This window comes from Albidovulum marisflavi (genome assembly GCF_025751435.1).
Classification (GTDB): domain Bacteria; phylum Pseudomonadota; class Alphaproteobacteria; order Rhodobacterales; family Rhodobacteraceae; genus Albidovulum; species Albidovulum marisflavi.
This window is the reverse complement of sequence record NZ_JAOWKY010000003.1, coordinates 335,509-350,175: the sequence shown is the minus strand read 5'-3', so window position 1 is coordinate 350,175 and position 14,667 is coordinate 335,509. Positions and strand designations below refer to the sequence as shown.

At 65.4% G+C, this 14,667-nt stretch carries 14 protein-coding genes; 4 read left to right on the top strand and 10 right to left on the bottom strand.

The annotated features are described in order from the left end of the window. Window positions 1-11: 11 nt before the first annotated feature. Both OEW28_RS13585 and OEW28_RS13580 read right to left on the bottom strand, forming a co-directional pair. A complete protein-coding gene (locus tag OEW28_RS13585) occupies window positions 12-1,166 on the bottom strand; it encodes an ABC transporter substrate-binding protein (RefSeq protein WP_263735305.1) in 1,155 nt (384 codons plus the stop codon). Between the two features lie 164 nt (window positions 1,167-1,330). Beyond that, window positions 1,331-2,233 carry a LysR family transcriptional regulator gene (locus OEW28_RS13580; RefSeq protein ID WP_263735304.1) on the bottom strand — a complete coding sequence of 301 codons (903 nt, stop codon included), beginning with the start codon at window positions 2,231-2,233 and terminating at the stop codon, window positions 1,331-1,333. A 151-nt stretch (window positions 2,234-2,384) separates the two neighbouring features. Between OEW28_RS13580 and OEW28_RS13575 the strand changes: the two genes are divergently transcribed. Beyond that, window positions 2,385-4,049 carry a Na/Pi cotransporter family protein gene (locus OEW28_RS13575; RefSeq protein WP_263735303.1) on the top strand — a complete coding sequence of 555 codons (1,665 nt, stop codon included), beginning with the start codon at window positions 2,385-2,387 and terminating at the stop codon, window positions 4,047-4,049. Here the strand turns inward: OEW28_RS13575 and OEW28_RS13570 are convergent, their stop codons facing one another. The 8 genes from OEW28_RS13570 to nthA form a co-directional block, all read right to left on the bottom strand. Further along, a complete protein-coding gene (locus tag OEW28_RS13570) occupies window positions 4,050-4,919 on the bottom strand; it encodes a dimethyl sulfoxide reductase anchor subunit family protein (RefSeq protein WP_263735302.1) in 870 nt (289 codons plus the stop codon). Next, window positions 4,919-5,656, bottom strand: coding sequence for a 4Fe-4S dicluster domain-containing protein (locus tag OEW28_RS13565; RefSeq protein ID WP_263735301.1), 738 nt, complete (start codon window positions 5,654-5,656; stop codon window positions 4,919-4,921). Before OEW28_RS13565 ends, OEW28_RS13570 begins: the two co-directional genes overlap by 1 nt. After that, on the bottom strand, window positions 5,653-8,442 hold the full coding sequence (locus tag OEW28_RS13560) for a molybdopterin oxidoreductase family protein (RefSeq protein WP_263735300.1): 2,790 nt from the start codon (window positions 8,440-8,442) through the stop codon (window positions 5,653-5,655). Before OEW28_RS13560 ends, OEW28_RS13565 begins: the two co-directional genes overlap by 4 nt. A gap of 39 nt (window positions 8,443-8,481) precedes the next feature. Further along, window positions 8,482-9,960, bottom strand: coding sequence for a MocR-like pyridoxine biosynthesis transcription factor PdxR (gene pdxR, locus OEW28_RS13555; RefSeq protein ID WP_263735299.1), 1,479 nt, complete (start codon window positions 9,958-9,960; stop codon window positions 8,482-8,484). Between the two features lie 141 nt (window positions 9,961-10,101). After that, window positions 10,102-11,493, bottom strand: a complete 1,392-nt coding sequence (locus OEW28_RS13550) for an aminotransferase family protein (RefSeq protein ID WP_263735298.1) — start codon at window positions 11,491-11,493, stop codon at window positions 10,102-10,104. A gap of 121 nt (window positions 11,494-11,614) precedes the next feature. Next, on the bottom strand, window positions 11,615-11,929 hold the full coding sequence (locus tag OEW28_RS13545; RefSeq protein ID WP_263735297.1) for a nitrile hydratase accessory protein: 315 nt from the start codon (window positions 11,927-11,929) through the stop codon (window positions 11,615-11,617). Then, the gene (gene nthB / locus OEW28_RS13540; RefSeq protein WP_263735296.1) at window positions 11,926-12,597 is read right to left on the bottom strand and encodes a nitrile hydratase subunit beta; all 672 of its coding nucleotides are present in this window, start codon (window positions 12,595-12,597) and stop codon (window positions 11,926-11,928) included. Before nthB ends, OEW28_RS13545 begins: the two co-directional genes overlap by 4 nt. Further along, entirely contained in the window at window positions 12,594-13,208 is a 615-nt protein-coding gene (nthA, locus tag OEW28_RS13535; protein WP_263735295.1) for a nitrile hydratase subunit alpha, read from the bottom strand. The genes nthB and nthA overlap by 4 nt, the downstream gene beginning before the upstream one ends. A gap of 200 nt (window positions 13,209-13,408) precedes the next feature. Here nthA and rpmB point away from each other — a divergent pair, with 200 nt between their 5' ends. The 3 genes from rpmB (at window position 13,409) to OEW28_RS13520 (ending at window position 14,614) form a co-directional block, all read left to right on the top strand. Continuing rightward, a complete protein-coding gene (rpmB, locus tag OEW28_RS13530; protein ID WP_263721406.1) occupies window positions 13,409-13,693 on the top strand; it encodes a 50S ribosomal protein L28 in 285 nt (94 codons plus the stop codon). Window positions 13,694-13,802: 109 nt separating this feature from the next. Next, window positions 13,803-14,156 carry a hypothetical protein gene (locus OEW28_RS13525; RefSeq protein ID WP_263735294.1) on the top strand — a complete coding sequence of 118 codons (354 nt, stop codon included), beginning with the start codon at window positions 13,803-13,805 and terminating at the stop codon, window positions 14,154-14,156. A 29-nt stretch (window positions 14,157-14,185) separates the two neighbouring features. After that, entirely contained in the window at window positions 14,186-14,614 is a 429-nt protein-coding gene (locus tag OEW28_RS13520; RefSeq protein ID WP_263735293.1) for a copper chaperone PCu(A)C, read from the top strand. Window positions 14,615-14,667 lie beyond the last annotated feature (53 nt).

The following is a 14,667-nucleotide window of genomic DNA, read 5'->3' as shown; positions in this document are numbered from 1 at the left end:
GGCGTTGTGCCTTACCGGCCGCCAATCACGCCGATGTAGTCGGAGACCCAGCGGTAATAGGGAACGCAGGCACCCTCACCCTGGCTGCAGTTCGCAACCGGCGTGGTCCAGAAGTGGATCTTCTCGAAATCGGCCAGACCGTTGGCGTCGCAACCCTCCTGGGTCTGCATGCCGCGCCCGTCCGAACAGGCCGCCGGGACCGAGGGCACGGCGCCGAACCAGACCGACAGATCCGATTGCAGATTCGACGACAGCGTGTGCTCCATCCACAGGTAGGAACAGTTCGGATGGGCGGCGTTGACATGCATCATCGTGGTATCGGCCCAACCCGTCGCCCCTTCGGACGGAATGGTCGAGGCGATCGGCTGACCCTCGGACGCCAGCAGGTTCACCTGGAACGGCCAGGAACCGGAGGCAACCACGCCTTCGTTCTTGAAGTCGTCCATCTGGATGAAGGCATCGTGCCAGTAGCGGCTGACCAGTTCGCGCTGCCCGCGCAACAGGTCAAGCGCTGCCGCGTACTGATCTTCGTTCAGCTCGTAGGGCGAGGTGATGCCAAGTTCGGGCTTGTGCGCCATGAGGTACTGCGCCGCGTCCGCGACGTGGATCGGGCCATCATAGGCCTGAACGCGCCCCTTGTTGGACTGGCCATCGGGCAGCATCTGCTCCTCGAACACGACCGACCATGAGGTCGGCGGCTCCGGGAAGACGGTCGTGTTGTACATCAGGACGTTGGGACCCCACATATAGGGTGTTCCATAGTGAACCCCGTCGACCGTGTGCCAGGGCGCGTCCTTCAGGCGGTCGTCGACCGTCGCCCACGATGGGATGAGGTCGGTGTTGACGGGCTGGACGCGGCCGCCCGCGACCAGGCGAAGGGATGCGTCGCCCGACGCCGTGACAAGGTCGAAGCCGCCCTCGTTCATGAGCGCCACCATCTCGTCCGACGTGTTCGCGGTCTTGACGTTGACCTTGCAGCCAGAGGCTTCCTCGAACTTGGTGACCCAGTCGAAGGCGGGATCGGTTTCGCCCCGTTCGATGTAGCCGGGCCAGGCGACGATATCGACCTGGCCTTCAGGGGCGCCCAGTTCGGTGATCATGTCTGCCGCGGCGGCGTTGGCGACGACCATCGCCATCGCCGTGGTGGAAACGAGAAGTGATTTCATGATGGACCTCCGGTTATCGTTTGGGCGCGCCAACCAGACTTGTGGCCCGTCGCATGGACAGCCGACCGAAACCGGGCCCCGGCGCGTCGCCTACAGACTGCGCGCCACATTCATCATTCGCAATATCAAAAGGAAGATAGGTGACATCGGAAAAACCGATGGCTCTATCGCTCCGGCACGGCCCCCTGCGCCGAGCGGATGAAGTTGCGCGACACGGCGGACAGGGGCGCGCCCTTGCGCCAGACCAGACCCACCTGAACCGAGGGCAGATCCCCGGACACATCGCGGATCTCGATCCGGTCGCCCTCAAGCGACCAGGGCCGGTAGACCAGCGATGGCAGCAGCGCCACCCCCGCGCCCGTGGCGACCAGCGAGCGGACGGCCTCGACCGACCTGGTTCGGAAGGCGATATCGGGCTTGACCGAAAGCGCACCCATCAGGCGGCGGGTGGATTCCTCGATCTCGTCCACGGTCAGCACGATCAGCTGCTCGCCGGCAAGATCGTCCAGCGTGATCGCCTCGGCGTCGGCCAAGCGATGGCCCAGCGGCAGCCAAAGCCGGTAGGGCGACACCAGAAGGGATTCGACCTGCAGCGCCGCGCGGTCGCGAATGGTCGATGTCAGCATGACCGCCACGTCCAGTTCGCCGCCGATCAGCAGGTGTTGAAGGTAGTCGCCGTTATCCTCGATCGCGGACAGTTCGACCTGAGGCCAGGCGCGACGGAACCGCGAAAGGATGTCGGACAGAACATAACCGGCGACAAGGGATGTCACGCCAAGCGACAGGCGGCCGGAGGCGCTGCTGATCTCGTCCCGGAACGCCATGCGCGCGTTGGAGACGTCCCCCAGGATCTGCGTCGCGTGGCGCAGGAACAGCGAACCCTTGTGCGTCAGGTCCAGCCCCCTTGCGCGACGCTCGAACAACATGACGCCCAGGTCGTCCTCAAGCGACTGGATCGCCTCGGTCACCGACGACTGGGAAATGGACAGCGCGCGCGCCGCGCCGGACACGCTGCCACGTTCCGCCGCCGCCACGAAGAACTGCAACTGCCTTAGGGTGAATGCCAAGCCGAACTCCTGTGCTGGTCACATCAGGCGCAGTCCCGCTATGATGGTCAATGCCCCCGTGACCGACAGCCCTTGCTTTCGCGCGGCTTTTGTGACGGTTTCAAGACATATTTGTAACACCTGCCATGCCAGCGAAGCGAGGTCCGGCACCTTGGAAAACTCCCCTCTTCTCTTCGTCCTGCATGTCGCGGGTGCCGCCGCGCTTCTGATCTGGGCGGTGCGGCTGGTCAGGACCGGGGTTGAGCGGGGCTGGTCTGTGCAATTGCGGCGCTGGCTGCGGCGCGGTGGCGAAAACAGGTGGGTCGCGGCGGTTTCCGGCCTTGGGGCTGCCGTCCTTCTGCAAAGCTCGACGGCGGTGGCGATCCTGACTTCGAACTTCGTGTCCGCAGGAACGCTGGCCGCGGCGGCGGGCCTTGCGATCCTGCTGGGCGCGGACGTCGGGTCGGCGATCGTGGCGCAGATACTGCTGTCGCGCGCTGACTGGGCGGTGCCGCTGCTGCTGGTGCTTGGCGTGGTCCTGTTTCTCAAGGCAGAGCGGAAAGAGTTTCGCCAGGCGGGCCGCGTCCTGATCGGGCTTGCCCTGATTTTCGTCTCGCTTGGCATGATCCGCGAGGCGACCGAACCCTTGCGCGACGCGCCGGCGCTGGTGGCCGCGATGCGCTACCTGGGCGGCGACCCGGTGACCGCCTTCGTCATCGGCGCGCTATTCGCATGGGCCGTCCATTCCTCGGTCGCCGCGGTCCTGCTGTTCGTCACGCTGGCAGCAGAGGGCGTCCTTCCGGTGCCTGCGGGCATGGCGATGGTGCTGGGCGCGAACCTTGGCGGCGCGTTCATCGCCTATATCCTCACGCTCACGGCCGAGATCGAAGCGCGGCGGATCGTGATCGCCAATCTTGTCCTGCGCGGCGGGGGGGCGGCCATCGCCCTGTTGTCCGTGTCGGCGTCCTTGCTGACGCCCGACCTGCTTGGATCGTCGCCCGCCCGCCAGGTCATCAACCTGCACCTGGGCTTCAACCTTGTCCTTGCGTTGGCAGCACTTCCGTTCACGGCTCCGGTGCTGAGGCTTGTTTCCGGCCTCGTCACGCCCCCCTCCAGTCCCGCGATCCTGTCGCGCGTCAGCGCGCTTGATCCCGCAGCCCTGACGGACCCGGATCGCGCCTTGGCCTGCGCCTCGCGCGAAGTTCTTCAGATGGGAGAAGGGATCGAGGCGATGCTGCGGACCGTCATCGGTCTTTACGACCGTTGGGACGACCAGGTGGCCGAAGCGATCACGGCCAAGGAAGCCGACATCGACAAGATGCATTTCGAAACGAAACTCTACCTCGCCAAGCTCAACCGCGCGCACGCCGAAGAGGAAGTGACCCACAAGGGCCTGGAACTGGCCAACATGGCGGTGAACCTGGAAAGCGCAGGCGATGCGGTCGCGCGCACGATGGTGGGGCTGGCCAAGCGGCTGAACGACAGCGGCACCGCGTTTTCCGAAACCGGACGCAAGGAGGTCCGCGATTTCCACGACCGGGTTCTTTCGAATGCACAGTCGGCGCTGAATGTCCTGATGACGCTCAACCCCGACGCCGCGCGGGCCCTGGTCGAGGAAAAGGAGCACGTCCGCGCGCTGGAACAGGATCTCCAGCGGTCGCATCTGGACCGGCTCAAGCTGGGCCGGGTCGAAAGCATCGAGACCTCGAACATCCACCAGGAAACGCTGAGGGCACTGAAGCAGATCAACACCGCGTTCTCGATGGTGGCCTATCCCATCCTTTCAGAAACGGGCGACCTGCTGTCCAGCCGGCTGGCCAAACCGCACGGCGGCTGATCAGCGCAGCCCGTAGTAAAGCCCGACGACGTGCTCGGCCTCGGCAAAGAACAGCCATCGCCCGATGAAGGCCCCGATCAGGTGCAGGACCGCAGCCAGCAGGGTGGCGATCAATCCGGCGGGCAGGACAAGCAGGACAAGCGCAGGTAGCACCGAAACCAGCAGGATCGAGAGGGTCCTGAGTTTCACCGCATGCTTGCGCCCGACGACGAAGATCATTTCCCGCATCAGGTAGTTCGAGCCCGTATGCGGCGGCGCGAAGGACCGCACAGACCCGCCGCCCAAGCCCGTGGCCGTCGCAAGCGTGTGGCCCCGGTCGGCGAAGCGGCCGTCGCCCGTGCGGAAGGTCAAGGCCAGGAACAACCCCAGCAACAAAAGCAGCACGGGGGCGTTACCAAGCCCCGCCAGCAGCGCGCCACCCGCGATCGCGTGCCCAAGGAAAAGGGCGGGCGTGGTCCAGTGGTTCCAGCGCGGGACGGTCTTGAGCTGGGTGTAGATCATCGACGTCGTCACCACGGTCACAAGGCAAAGCACGGCTGCCAGCGCGCCCAGAACCGGCATCAGGCGACCGGCGAAAACCGCCGAGGCCGCGACAGGCGCCATGAGCATCATCGCGGCCACCGAGGCCCATGCCTCGCGCGACAGCCAGCTGGTGCGCCATTGGGTAAAGGCCCTGAGCGCACGCTGTGGATTGCCCAGATGAAACGTCGAGGCCATCAGCCCGGCCGTCGCAAGGGCATAGCCGGCACCATAGGTCACGACCGCAGCCCAGCCGGTCGCGGGCGCCAGCCCGAAACCCAGCATCGCAAGTAGCCCGAAGCCCAGGCCGGTCAGGACGGAGAAGATGATTACGGATGGCGCAGGATGCATCAGATACGATCCAGAAGTCGGTCGAGCCAGCCGGCAAAGCCGGTCGCCTGAATGTCAAGAAGGGGGGCAAGGGGCGCGGTCTCTTCCAGCCGGTCCTTGGCACGCGGGGGAAGGTAGCGGTTGACGGGTTTCGTGCCCTGTTCCGGCATCAGCTCCATCCCGCCGCGTTCCGCGACCAGCTTGCTGACGGCACTGTCGGGGTCGCCCAGATCGCCGAAATGACGCGCTCCGGTCGGGCAGGTGCGGACACAGGCCGGCGTGCGATCCACCTCGGGCAGGTTTTCGTTGTAGATCCGGTCCACGCAGAGCGTGCACTTCTTCATCACGCCCGCGGCCTGGTCCAGCTCCCTCGCGCCATAGGGGCAGGCCCAGGCGCACAGGCCGCAGCCGATGCAGGCGCTTTCATTGACCAGGACGATACCGTCCTCGGCCCGCTTGTAGCTGGCCCCGGTCGGACAAACCGTCACGCAGGGGGCATCTTCGCAATGCAGGCAGGACTTGGGGAAATGCACCAGCTGGGGGACGCCGCCCTCCGGTGTGATCTCGTAGCTGTGCACGCGGTTCAGGAAGGTGCCCGAGGGGTTCGCGCCCCAGGCGTCCTGATCTGACAGGGGGGCGCCGTAGCCCTGGTCGTTCCAGCCCTTGCAGGCGGTCACGCAGGCGTGGCACCCGACACAGATATCAAGGTCGATGACAAGTCCCAGCTTCTTGTCGGAGGGGGGAGGAAGAGACGTCATGGCCGGTTCCTTTTCGCGGCAGGAACGGGTGAGGGGATCGCGGGAAATGCCGGCATCGCTTCGTCCGGTGGATCGACGCGTTCGATGCGGACACGCAAATCGAACCAGGCGGCCTGTCCGGTGATCGGATCGGAATTCGACCAGCGGTGACCGTCACCCCGGTCGGGCAGAAGCTCGGATATCAGGTGATTGAGCAGGAACCCCTTCGTCGCTTCCGGTGCGGCCGTGTCAAGCGCCCAGGCGCCCTTGCGCTTGCCGATGGCGTTCCAGGTCCAGACCGTATCCCCATTCAGGGCCGCCATATGCGCAACCGGCACAACGATCGCCCCGTTGGGCGAGGAGAGCCGCGCCCAGTCGCCCTCCTTGAAACCATGCTTCGTCCAGACGGTGGTGGGCACGTAAAGCGGGTTGTGGCCGTGAATCTGCCGGAGCCAGGCGTTCTGCGACCCCCAGGAATGATACATCGCCATCGGCCGCTGTGTCAGCGCATGCAGCGGATAGCTTGCTCCGACCTCCTCCCCGAAGGGCTCGTACCAGATCGGCAGCGGGTCCATTGTGGCCTTGATGCGGTCACGCAGGAAATCGGGCGGCTGGCGTTCGTGATAACCCTCGGCCGCCAGCTGGAAGCGCCGCATCGGTTCGCAGTAAAGCTGGAACAGGTAAGGCTGGGGCGTATCGTAGAAGCCCATGCTGACCGCCCAGTCCTGATAGGCTCGGTTCCAGGGCTTGAAGAACTTTGCGCCGTCCGGAACCTCGGCGGCAAAGAAGCCCCCGTTCGCGATATAGGCATTGATCTGATTGGGATTGGGCGCGCCCCGACCCACGTCCTTGCCATGCCCCCGATACCCGAAAAGCGGTCCGACGCCCGGCCGGCGCTGATGGTTGACGATGTAGTCGGCGTAGTCGCGATACCTGGGGCGTCCGTCGTCCGTGACGAAGCCCGGCAGGCCAAGCCGGCCCGCCAGGTCGACCAGCACTGACTGGAACCCGCGCACGTCCCGGTCCGGCTCCACCACCGGCCAGCGGATCGCGTCGGCCGCATGGTCCGCCTCGCAGATCGGACGGTCAAGAAGGCTGATGCAGTCGTGGCGCTCAAGATAGGTCGTGTCCGGCAGGATCAGGTCGGCGTAGGCCACCATCTCGGACGCGTAGGCGTCGGAATAGATGATGCGCGGGATCATGTAGTCGCCGTTGCCGTCCTTTCGGGTCAGCATCTCCATCACCTCGCGGGTGTTCATGGAGGAGTTCCAGGACATGTTGGCCATGTAAAGCATCAGCGTGTCGATGCGGTAGGGATCGCCCGCGACCGCGTTCGGAATGACCATATGCATAAGCCCATGCGCCGAAAGCGGGTTTTCCCAGGTGAACCCCTTGTCGATCCGCGCCGGCGTCTGGTCATCCAGCTTCAGCGCAAGGTGTTCGGGCCCCTGCGGAAAACCAAGGTGGGGGCCGTCCAGCGGCCGGCCGGGCATGAAGTAGCTGTGCGGCGTCGGATGCGCGTGCGCGGGTTTCGGATAGGGCGGCTTGAAGCGGAAGCCCCCCGGCACCTCGACCGTGCCGAGCAGGATCTGGAGCACATGCAGCGCGCGGGCGGTCTGAAATCCGTTGGAATGGGCCGAGATGCCGCGCATGGCGTGGAAGCTGACCGGGCGGCCCACCATCCTTTCGTGCGTCTCTCCGCGGAAATCGGTCCAGGGCTGGTCGATCTCGATCGTCTGGTTGAATGCCGTCTCGGCGATCTCGGCGGCAAGCGCCCGGATGCGCGCGGCCGGAACTCCGCATCTGTCGGCCACCGCCTCGGGTGCGTAGTCCTCCCGAAGGTAGCGTTCCGCCATGTGCTGGAACACGGTCCTGCACCCGTTGTGCGTTGCCCCAAGGTCGGGCCGCACGCCGGCGGTGTCGTAGGGGACGGCGTCCCCCGTCCGTCGGTCGATGACAAGCGGCTTGCCGAGGTCGTCGCGTAGAAGCAGCCCCTTTTCCTCCCCCGCGGTCTCATCGATCAGGCAGGGGGCGTTGGTCCAGCTGGCAAGGTAGTCCAAGTCCACCTTTCCCGCCTTCAGAAGCTCATGGATCAGAGAGAGGATCAGAAGCCCGTCCGTCCCCGGTGTGATCCCGATCCAGTCGTCAGCGACGGCATTGTATCCGGTTCGGATCGGGTTGACGCCGATCACGCGGCCCCCGCGCGACTTTATCCGCCCGATACCCATCTTGATCGGGTTGCTATCGTGATCCTCTGCCACCCCGAAAAGCACGAAAAGCCGCGTCCGTTCCCAGTCGGGCTGGCCAAATTCCCAGAACGCCCCGCCCATGGTGTAGATGCCCGCCGCCGCCATGTTGACGGAACAGAAGCCGCCATGCGCGGCATAGTTCGGCGTCCCGAAGGCCTGCGCCCAGAAACTGGTGAAGCTTTGCGACTGGTCGCGGCCCGTAAAGAACGCGAATTTTTCGGGCGCGGTGGCGCGCAGGGGCGCCAGCCACTGGGTCGCGATTCCCAAAGCCTCGTCCCAGCTGATCTCTTCGAACGCGCCGGACCCGCGCGGCCCCACCCTGCGCAGCGGCCTTGTCAGCCGCGAAGGCGCGGTCACCTGCATGATGCCCGACGCGCCCTTTGCGCACAGCACGCCCTTGTTCACCGGATGATCCCGGTTGCCCTCGATGTAGCTCACCTTGCCGGATGTCATGTGCACGTTGATGCCGCAGCGGCAGGCACACATGTAGCACGTGGTCCGCCGAATTTCGTCGGACACCTTGGGCGAGGTATCAAGCCTGGGTTCGTGCCGCGTCATTCATCCTCCCCTGCCCGTCTCATGCGCGGGCTTCATGCCTTATCGCGCCGCGTCCGCCCGTTCGCCGATCGCCTCGGCGATGCGCGCGATGCCTTCCGGGATCTTCCCTGGCGCAATCGACGAATAGGCGATCCTGTAGGTGTTCCGTGTGTCGCGACCGGGGGCAAAGAACTTGCGCCCCGGCTCGATCAGGACGCCGCGCGTTTTCAACTGTTGCGCCAGGTCCTCGGAATCGACGCCCTCCGGCGCGGCCATCCAGAAGCTTGAGCCGCCGAAGTCGCCGCGGCCCGCGACCGTCAGCCCCGCCGCGCGTATGGCTTCGTTCATCACCACGCGCCGTCGCCGGTAGGCCTGATGCAGCCGGTTCAGATGGGCGTCGTAATGACCAAGCGCCAGGAAATACGCGACGGTGCGCTGCACATGGCCGGGGGGATGACGGAAGACCGCCCCCCTCAGCGCCCGCGCCTCGCGCACGAAGGCTTCGGGCGCAACGATGTAGCCGAGCCGCACCCCCGGGAAAAGCGACTTGGAAAAAGAGCCCACGTAGATCACGCGTCCCTCGGCATCGAGCGACTTGAGCGAGGGCGCGGCTGGCCGGAGGAAAGACATCTCGAATTCGTAGTCGTCCTCGACAATGACGAAATCGTCCCGGCCGGCGCGGTCGAGCAACGCCAGCCGCCGCTGGACCGGCATGGTCGCGTTCGTCGGACTCTGATGCGAGGGCGTCACGAAGACCACGTCCGCCCCTGCGGGAACTGCATCTGGGGGCAGCCCCTCTTCGTCCACATCGACCGCAAGAACGTTCGAGGCGGTCTGCCCGAGGATGGACCGAAGTCCGGTGTAGCAAGGATTTTCCGTCACTGCCTGGCGCCCCGGCCCCAGCAGGACCTGTGTCGCCAGCCAAAGCGCGTTTTGCGCGCCGAGCGTCAGCAACACCTCGGTCGGCGCTGCGGCGATCCCGCGCCGAGGCAGAAGCGATCGCAGGACATATTCGATCAGCATCGGGTCGTCGCGTTCGTAGTAGTCCTCGGTCAGCGCGTCGAAATCCCGCCGGCCAAGCGCACGCAGCGCGCATTGCCGCCAATTCTGGTGATCGAACAGCGCCGGATCGGCCTGCCCGTAGATGAAGGGATAGGGATAGCTGCGCCAGTCCTCCGGCCGGCCGACGATGCCATGGCCCGAGAAATCTCCGACGATCCGTGCAGACCAATCGACCGCGCTTTCCGGAGCATTGGGAAGGCGCCGCACATCGGGCCGGGTTGGCGCGGTCTCGGAAACGTAGTGCCCCGAACGGCCGCGCGCCCACAGGTAGTCGCCTGCCACGAGGTCGGTGTAGGCCAGCGTCACCGTGATCCGGCTGACCCCCAGATGGTCCGCCAGCCGCCGGCTTGAGGGCAGCTTGTCCCCCGCCCGCAGCCGGCCCGCAAGGATCCCGTCCGCGATCATCGCGCGGATCTGCTGCTGCAGCGTTCCGCCGGCATCGGGTGCAAGGAAAAAGGTTTCGACCGGGATCGGCATGACTGGACTTATTGCACGGCGGATCTGGCTCCATCAATCCTTCCCTGCACGATCTGTCCTTCCTGATGCCGAAACAATCCGACGGCTGCCTTGAGTTCGCCCGCGCCGGGCGGGCGAACCCCTTTTCGTCAATCCCGCCCCTTAGCCGAAGACCTTGGTAAGCGCCGTGTCGATTGCACCGGTGATCGCGTCGATGTCATCGGCCGTGGCGATCAGCGCGGGGCTGAGGCAGAGCACGTTGTTCAACCCCGGCACCGAGCGGTTGGAGGATCCGATGATCACGCCTTGGGCGAAGCATTCGCCCACGACCGCGGCCACCTGCTTTTCGCTCACGGGTTCCTTGGTCTGGCGGTCGGCGACAAGCTCGGCCCCGCAGAACAGCCCCTTGCCGCGCACATCGCCGATAACCCGGTGCTTTTCCATCAGCGCGCGCAGGTTGGCGACCGTACGCTCGCCCATCTTCACGGTATTCTCCAGAAGGCCCTCGTCCTCGATGATACGCATGTTTTCAAGCGCCGCCGCCGGACCCGCGGTGCAGCCGCCGAAGGTCGAGATGTCGCGGAAGTAGTTCATCGGATCGTCGGCGTTGTCCTTGAACATGTCGAAGACCGCCTCGGTCGTGACGCAGCAGGCGATCGCGGCATAGCCCGAGGCCACGCCCTTGGCCATGGTCACGAAATCGGGCTTGATGCCGTAGTGCTGATAGCCGAACCAGGTGCCGGTGCGACCCACGCCGCAGACGACCTCGTCGATGTGCAGCAGGATGTCGTACTTCTTGCAGATCTCCTGCACGCGGTCCCAGTAGCCTTCCGGTGGCGTGATGACGCCTCCGCCGGCGGTCACCGGCTCAAGGCAGAGGCCGCCCACGGTGTCGGGACCTTCGCGCAGGATCACCTGTTCGATCTGGTCGGCCGCCCATTCGCCGTAGTTCTCGACCGGTGCGCCGTCCTGCTGATGACGACGGTATTCCATGCAATGGGGCACGCGCACGAACCCGGGCGCCAGCGGTCCGTACTGCATCACGCGTTCGTCCTGGCCGCCTGCCGACATCGTTGCCAGCGTGCCACCGTGGTAGTCGCGGTCGCGATACAGGATCTTGTACTTCTTGCCGCCGTACTTCTTGTGGGCGATCTGGCGGATCATCTTGAAGGCCTTTTCGTTGGCCTCGGACCCCGAGTTCGTGTAGTAGACCCGGCTCATCCCCGGCATCTTCTCGATCAGGCGCTTGGCGAAGAGCGAGCCGGGAATCGACCCGGCAGAGTTGGCGAAGTAGTTCATCTTCACCAGCTGTTCATACACAGCCTTGGCGATCGTCTCGCGCCCATAGCCCACGTTGACGGTCCAGACGCCGCCCGAGACGGCGTCGATGCGCTCGACCCCCTTGGCGTCCCAGACGCGCATACCCTTGCCTTCGACCATGACCCGCGGGTCTACGGTTTCGAAGGGCTTGTGCTGGATCAGGTGGTGCCAGAGGTGGGCGCGGTCCGCCTCGATCACCTCGGTCAGGTCGTTTCCGAGTACGGGAATGGTCATGATTCTACCCTCGCAATGCGAATAAGGGCCGGCGGGGCCGGCATCATCGACCAGTTCACACGGAAGCGGGCTGCCGGGATAGGTCCAGGCGCGTCCGGAATTTAGGTCCAGAACGGCCTGGTCACCGGTCCAGCCGCACCGGCTGGCCGTGCGGCGTGGAAAGATAGGCCCGTTCCCACAGGACGCGGATGGCCTCCGCCTCGTCCCGCGCGGCGGCGCCCGAGTGTTCGAGCATCCCTTCCAGCGTGACCAGCCAGGCGTTCCAATAGTCGTCCCGCCCGTCAAGCGGCCGCGCCGCGCCGTGGAGTTGGAGAGTGGCGCCGAAGGCGCGTGTCCAGTCAGGCCAGGAAAAATGCCCGGCCTCGCTCAACGCGACGGTCAACGCGAAAAGCTGTGCCTGCCAGGGTTCGTCGAATGGGGCATGATCCTTGGTCATGCGCGCTCCAGGTAGCTTTCCCAAAGGTCCAGCGTGACCTCGTCGCCTGCCCTCTCTGGCTCGCCCCAAAGCTCGGCTGCGTCGAACGCGACCGTGTAGAGCGGCTGGGGGTGTTCGCCCAGGCCGTGGGCATTCGTGTCGGGAAGGACATGGGCGCCGTGCATCAGGACGACGGTCCCCACATGCCCCGCTGCATACGCGGGCAGGCGGGTGTGGCCGCCGGGAACAAAGCTGTTGCGCGCGGGCAGACGCGCCCGAACCCGGTCCCCGACCGCGAAGGCAGGGGCGCCCCCCTGTCGCGCATAAGGCGAGCCCTTGGCCAGCGCGGGCGCGACGGACGCGGCCTGGAACAGCCTGGGATGGGGGGGGGCAGCGTCCGCACTGCCGGCAGCCAGTTCGGCCTCGGTGACAAGCCCCTTGGCAACCAGCAGATCGGCCAGCGCCGCGATCCATTTCTCGTAATACGAAAACCGCGCGTAATCCTTTGGCGCGAGGCATTCCCGCGCATGGCGCGATCCGTCGATGTTCCAGGCGCCCAAACCACCGGCCGCAATCGTCAACGCCAGCGCCGTGCGGTGCCATTCCCTTTCGAACGGCACGATACCCTGCGGCTCTGGCACGATTTCCCCGTCGCCGTAGCGCCCGCCCATGTCGTGGACGCGGGTCATTCGGGCGCCCTTGGCACGCCGGTTCCGATCATCGAATCGCGGGTGACCAGGTCCGCCAGTTCCATGGGTCCAAGCCCCTCGGTGCCTGCCGGACGCATGGGGATGACAAGGTAGCGGACCTCTGCCGTCGAATCCCAAACCCGGACCTTCTGGCTTTCGGGCAGGGTCACGCCGAACTCGGCCAGAACCTTGCGCGGCTCGCGCACGGCGCGGGCGCGATAGGCGTCGGACTTGTACCAGGCGGGCGGGATACCAAGAAGCGGCCACGGATAGCAGGAGCAGAGTGTGCAGACGACCATGTTGTGCACGTCTGGCGTGTTTTCAACCACCACGACATGTTCGCCCTGTCGCCCCGATATTCCCATTGACGCGATCGCGCCCGAGGCATCTTGGCGAAGTTCTGCAAGAAAATCCGGCTCGGACCAGGCCCGCGCCACGACCTTGGCCCCAAGGTGCGGCCCCACCTGGTTCTCGTAGGTCTCGAGGATCGCATCCAACGCAGCGGGATCGACCAGGCCCTTCCGGGTCAGGATCGTCTCCAACGCCTTGACGCGCAGCGCGGGGTCGGAAGGCAGAAGCGTATGCGGGTGGTCGTGATGATCGTGGGGCATGGCGGCAGGATGCGCGCGCGGATGGCATCTGTCCAGAGAGCCGCCGTGGGTGAATGCACCCTGTCGCGCTTGACGCTCAAAGCGATTCCGCGTATGAGCGCCCGACAGAATTCAAGGCGTGGCCCCTGCCGCGTCCAGAATGTTATGGACATGAGGGTTCGGCCAAGGGCGCCGGGTCCAGCCGAACGAAGGAAAAGAAAATGTCGCGCGTCTGCGAACTGACCGGTAAGGGCCCGATGTCGGGCAACAACGTGAGCCACGCGAACAACAAGACGCGTCGCCGCTTCCTTCCCAACCTGAACGAAGTCACCCTGATCTCCGATGCTCTGGGCCAGTCGTTCAAGCTGCGCATTTCTGCCGCCGCGCTGCGGACGGTCGACCACCGCGGCGGGCTTGACGCCTTCCTTGCCAAGGCGAAGGACGAAGAGCTGTCGTCCAAGGCGCTGAAGATCAAGAAAGACATCGAAAAGGCGCAGGCCGCCTGAGGCCAGCCCATCGACAGGTTTCGAACGGCCCCGACCGAAAGGCGGGGCCGCTTCATTTCGCCCCCTCGGCAAGTTGCCCGCAAAGCTGTATCCCATCTGCATGACGCCCTTGCCCCGCACATTTGCCGCCTTTGCCCTGTCGCTCGTTCTGATGCTGACAGGCTTCGCAACGGCATTCGCGCGCGGCCAGGCCTTCGACGAGACGGGCCAGGTCGTTGTCCTTTGCTCGGGCGGCGGCCTGGTCCAGATCACGCTTGATTCGCAGGGCCGCCCGACCGGACAAAGCCACCTTTGCCCTGACCTTGCCTCCAACCTCTTGGCGGCGCTCTCCGCCGCGCCGCCCGAGACCACTCCGCTTCAGCTATGGCAACGCCTGAATTTGATCGACCCGGCCCGCCACGGCGAGGGGCGCGTTCTTCCCGGCAACACGGCGCGCGATCCACCGAGATTTGTCCTGAACTGAAACCCAAACTTCACTGACAGGACAAGACAATGAAAACGTTCAAATCCGCGCTTGCCGCGCTTTCCCTCGCCGTCGCCACCCCCGCCTTCGCGGAAGACGGCATGATGATCTCTGACGCCTATGCCCGCATCATGCCGGGGTCCAACGCAGGCGCGGCCTTCTTCATGATCGAAAATCATTCCGACGTCGATGACCGGTTGGTCGGCGCAGCCTCGGATGTGGCGATGAAGGCGGAACTGCACACCCACAAGCAGACCGCTGACGGCACGATGCAGATGATGGCGATCGAGGACGGCATCGCCCTCCCCGCCGGCGGCACCCATGCGCTGGCCCGCGGCGGTGATCACCTCATGTTCATGGGGCTCAAGGACGCGCCGGGCGAAGCGCTGACCGTCACTCTGACCTTCGAACAGGCCGGTGAAATCACGGTCGAAATCCCGGTCGACAACAGCCGCTAAGAACCGGCAATCGTGCGGCGGAGTGGGCCCGCAAGGCCCGTTTCCGCCGCATG

Excerpts from the sequence above, each read along its gene's own strand:
- OEW28_RS13585 (WP_263735305.1), bottom strand. The coding sequence starts at position 1,166 with ATGAAATCACTTCTCGTTTCCACCACGGCGATGGCGATGGTCGTCGCC.
- OEW28_RS13570 (WP_263735302.1), bottom strand. The coding sequence starts at position 4,919 with ATGCATCCTGCGCCATCCGTAATCATCTTCTCCGTCCTGACCGGCCTG.
- OEW28_RS13565 (WP_263735301.1), bottom strand. The coding sequence starts at position 5,656 with ATGACGTCTCTTCCTCCCCCCTCCGACAAGAAGCTGGGACTTGTCATC.
- OEW28_RS13560 (WP_263735300.1), bottom strand. The coding sequence starts at position 8,442 with ATGACGCGGCACGAACCCAGGCTTGATACCTCGCCCAAGGTGTCCGAC.
- pdxR (WP_263735299.1), bottom strand. The coding sequence starts at position 9,960 with ATGCCGATCCCGGTCGAAACCTTTTTCCTTGCACCCGATGCCGGCGGA.
- OEW28_RS13550 (WP_263735298.1), bottom strand. The coding sequence starts at position 11,493 with ATGACCATTCCCGTACTCGGAAACGACCTGACCGAGGTGATCGAGGCG.
- OEW28_RS13545 (WP_263735297.1), bottom strand. The coding sequence starts at position 11,929 with ATGACCAAGGATCATGCCCCATTCGACGAACCCTGGCAGGCACAGCTT.
- nthB (WP_263735296.1), bottom strand. The coding sequence starts at position 12,597 with ATGACCCGCGTCCACGACATGGGCGGGCGCTACGGCGACGGGGAAATC.
- nthA (WP_263735295.1), bottom strand. The coding sequence starts at position 13,208 with ATGCCCCACGATCATCACGACCACCCGCATACGCTTCTGCCTTCCGAC.
- rpmB (WP_263721406.1), top strand. The coding sequence starts at position 13,409 with ATGTCGCGCGTCTGCGAACTGACCGGTAAGGGCCCGATGTCGGGCAAC.
- OEW28_RS13520 (WP_263735293.1), top strand. The coding sequence starts at position 14,186 with ATGAAAACGTTCAAATCCGCGCTTGCCGCGCTTTCCCTCGCCGTCGCC.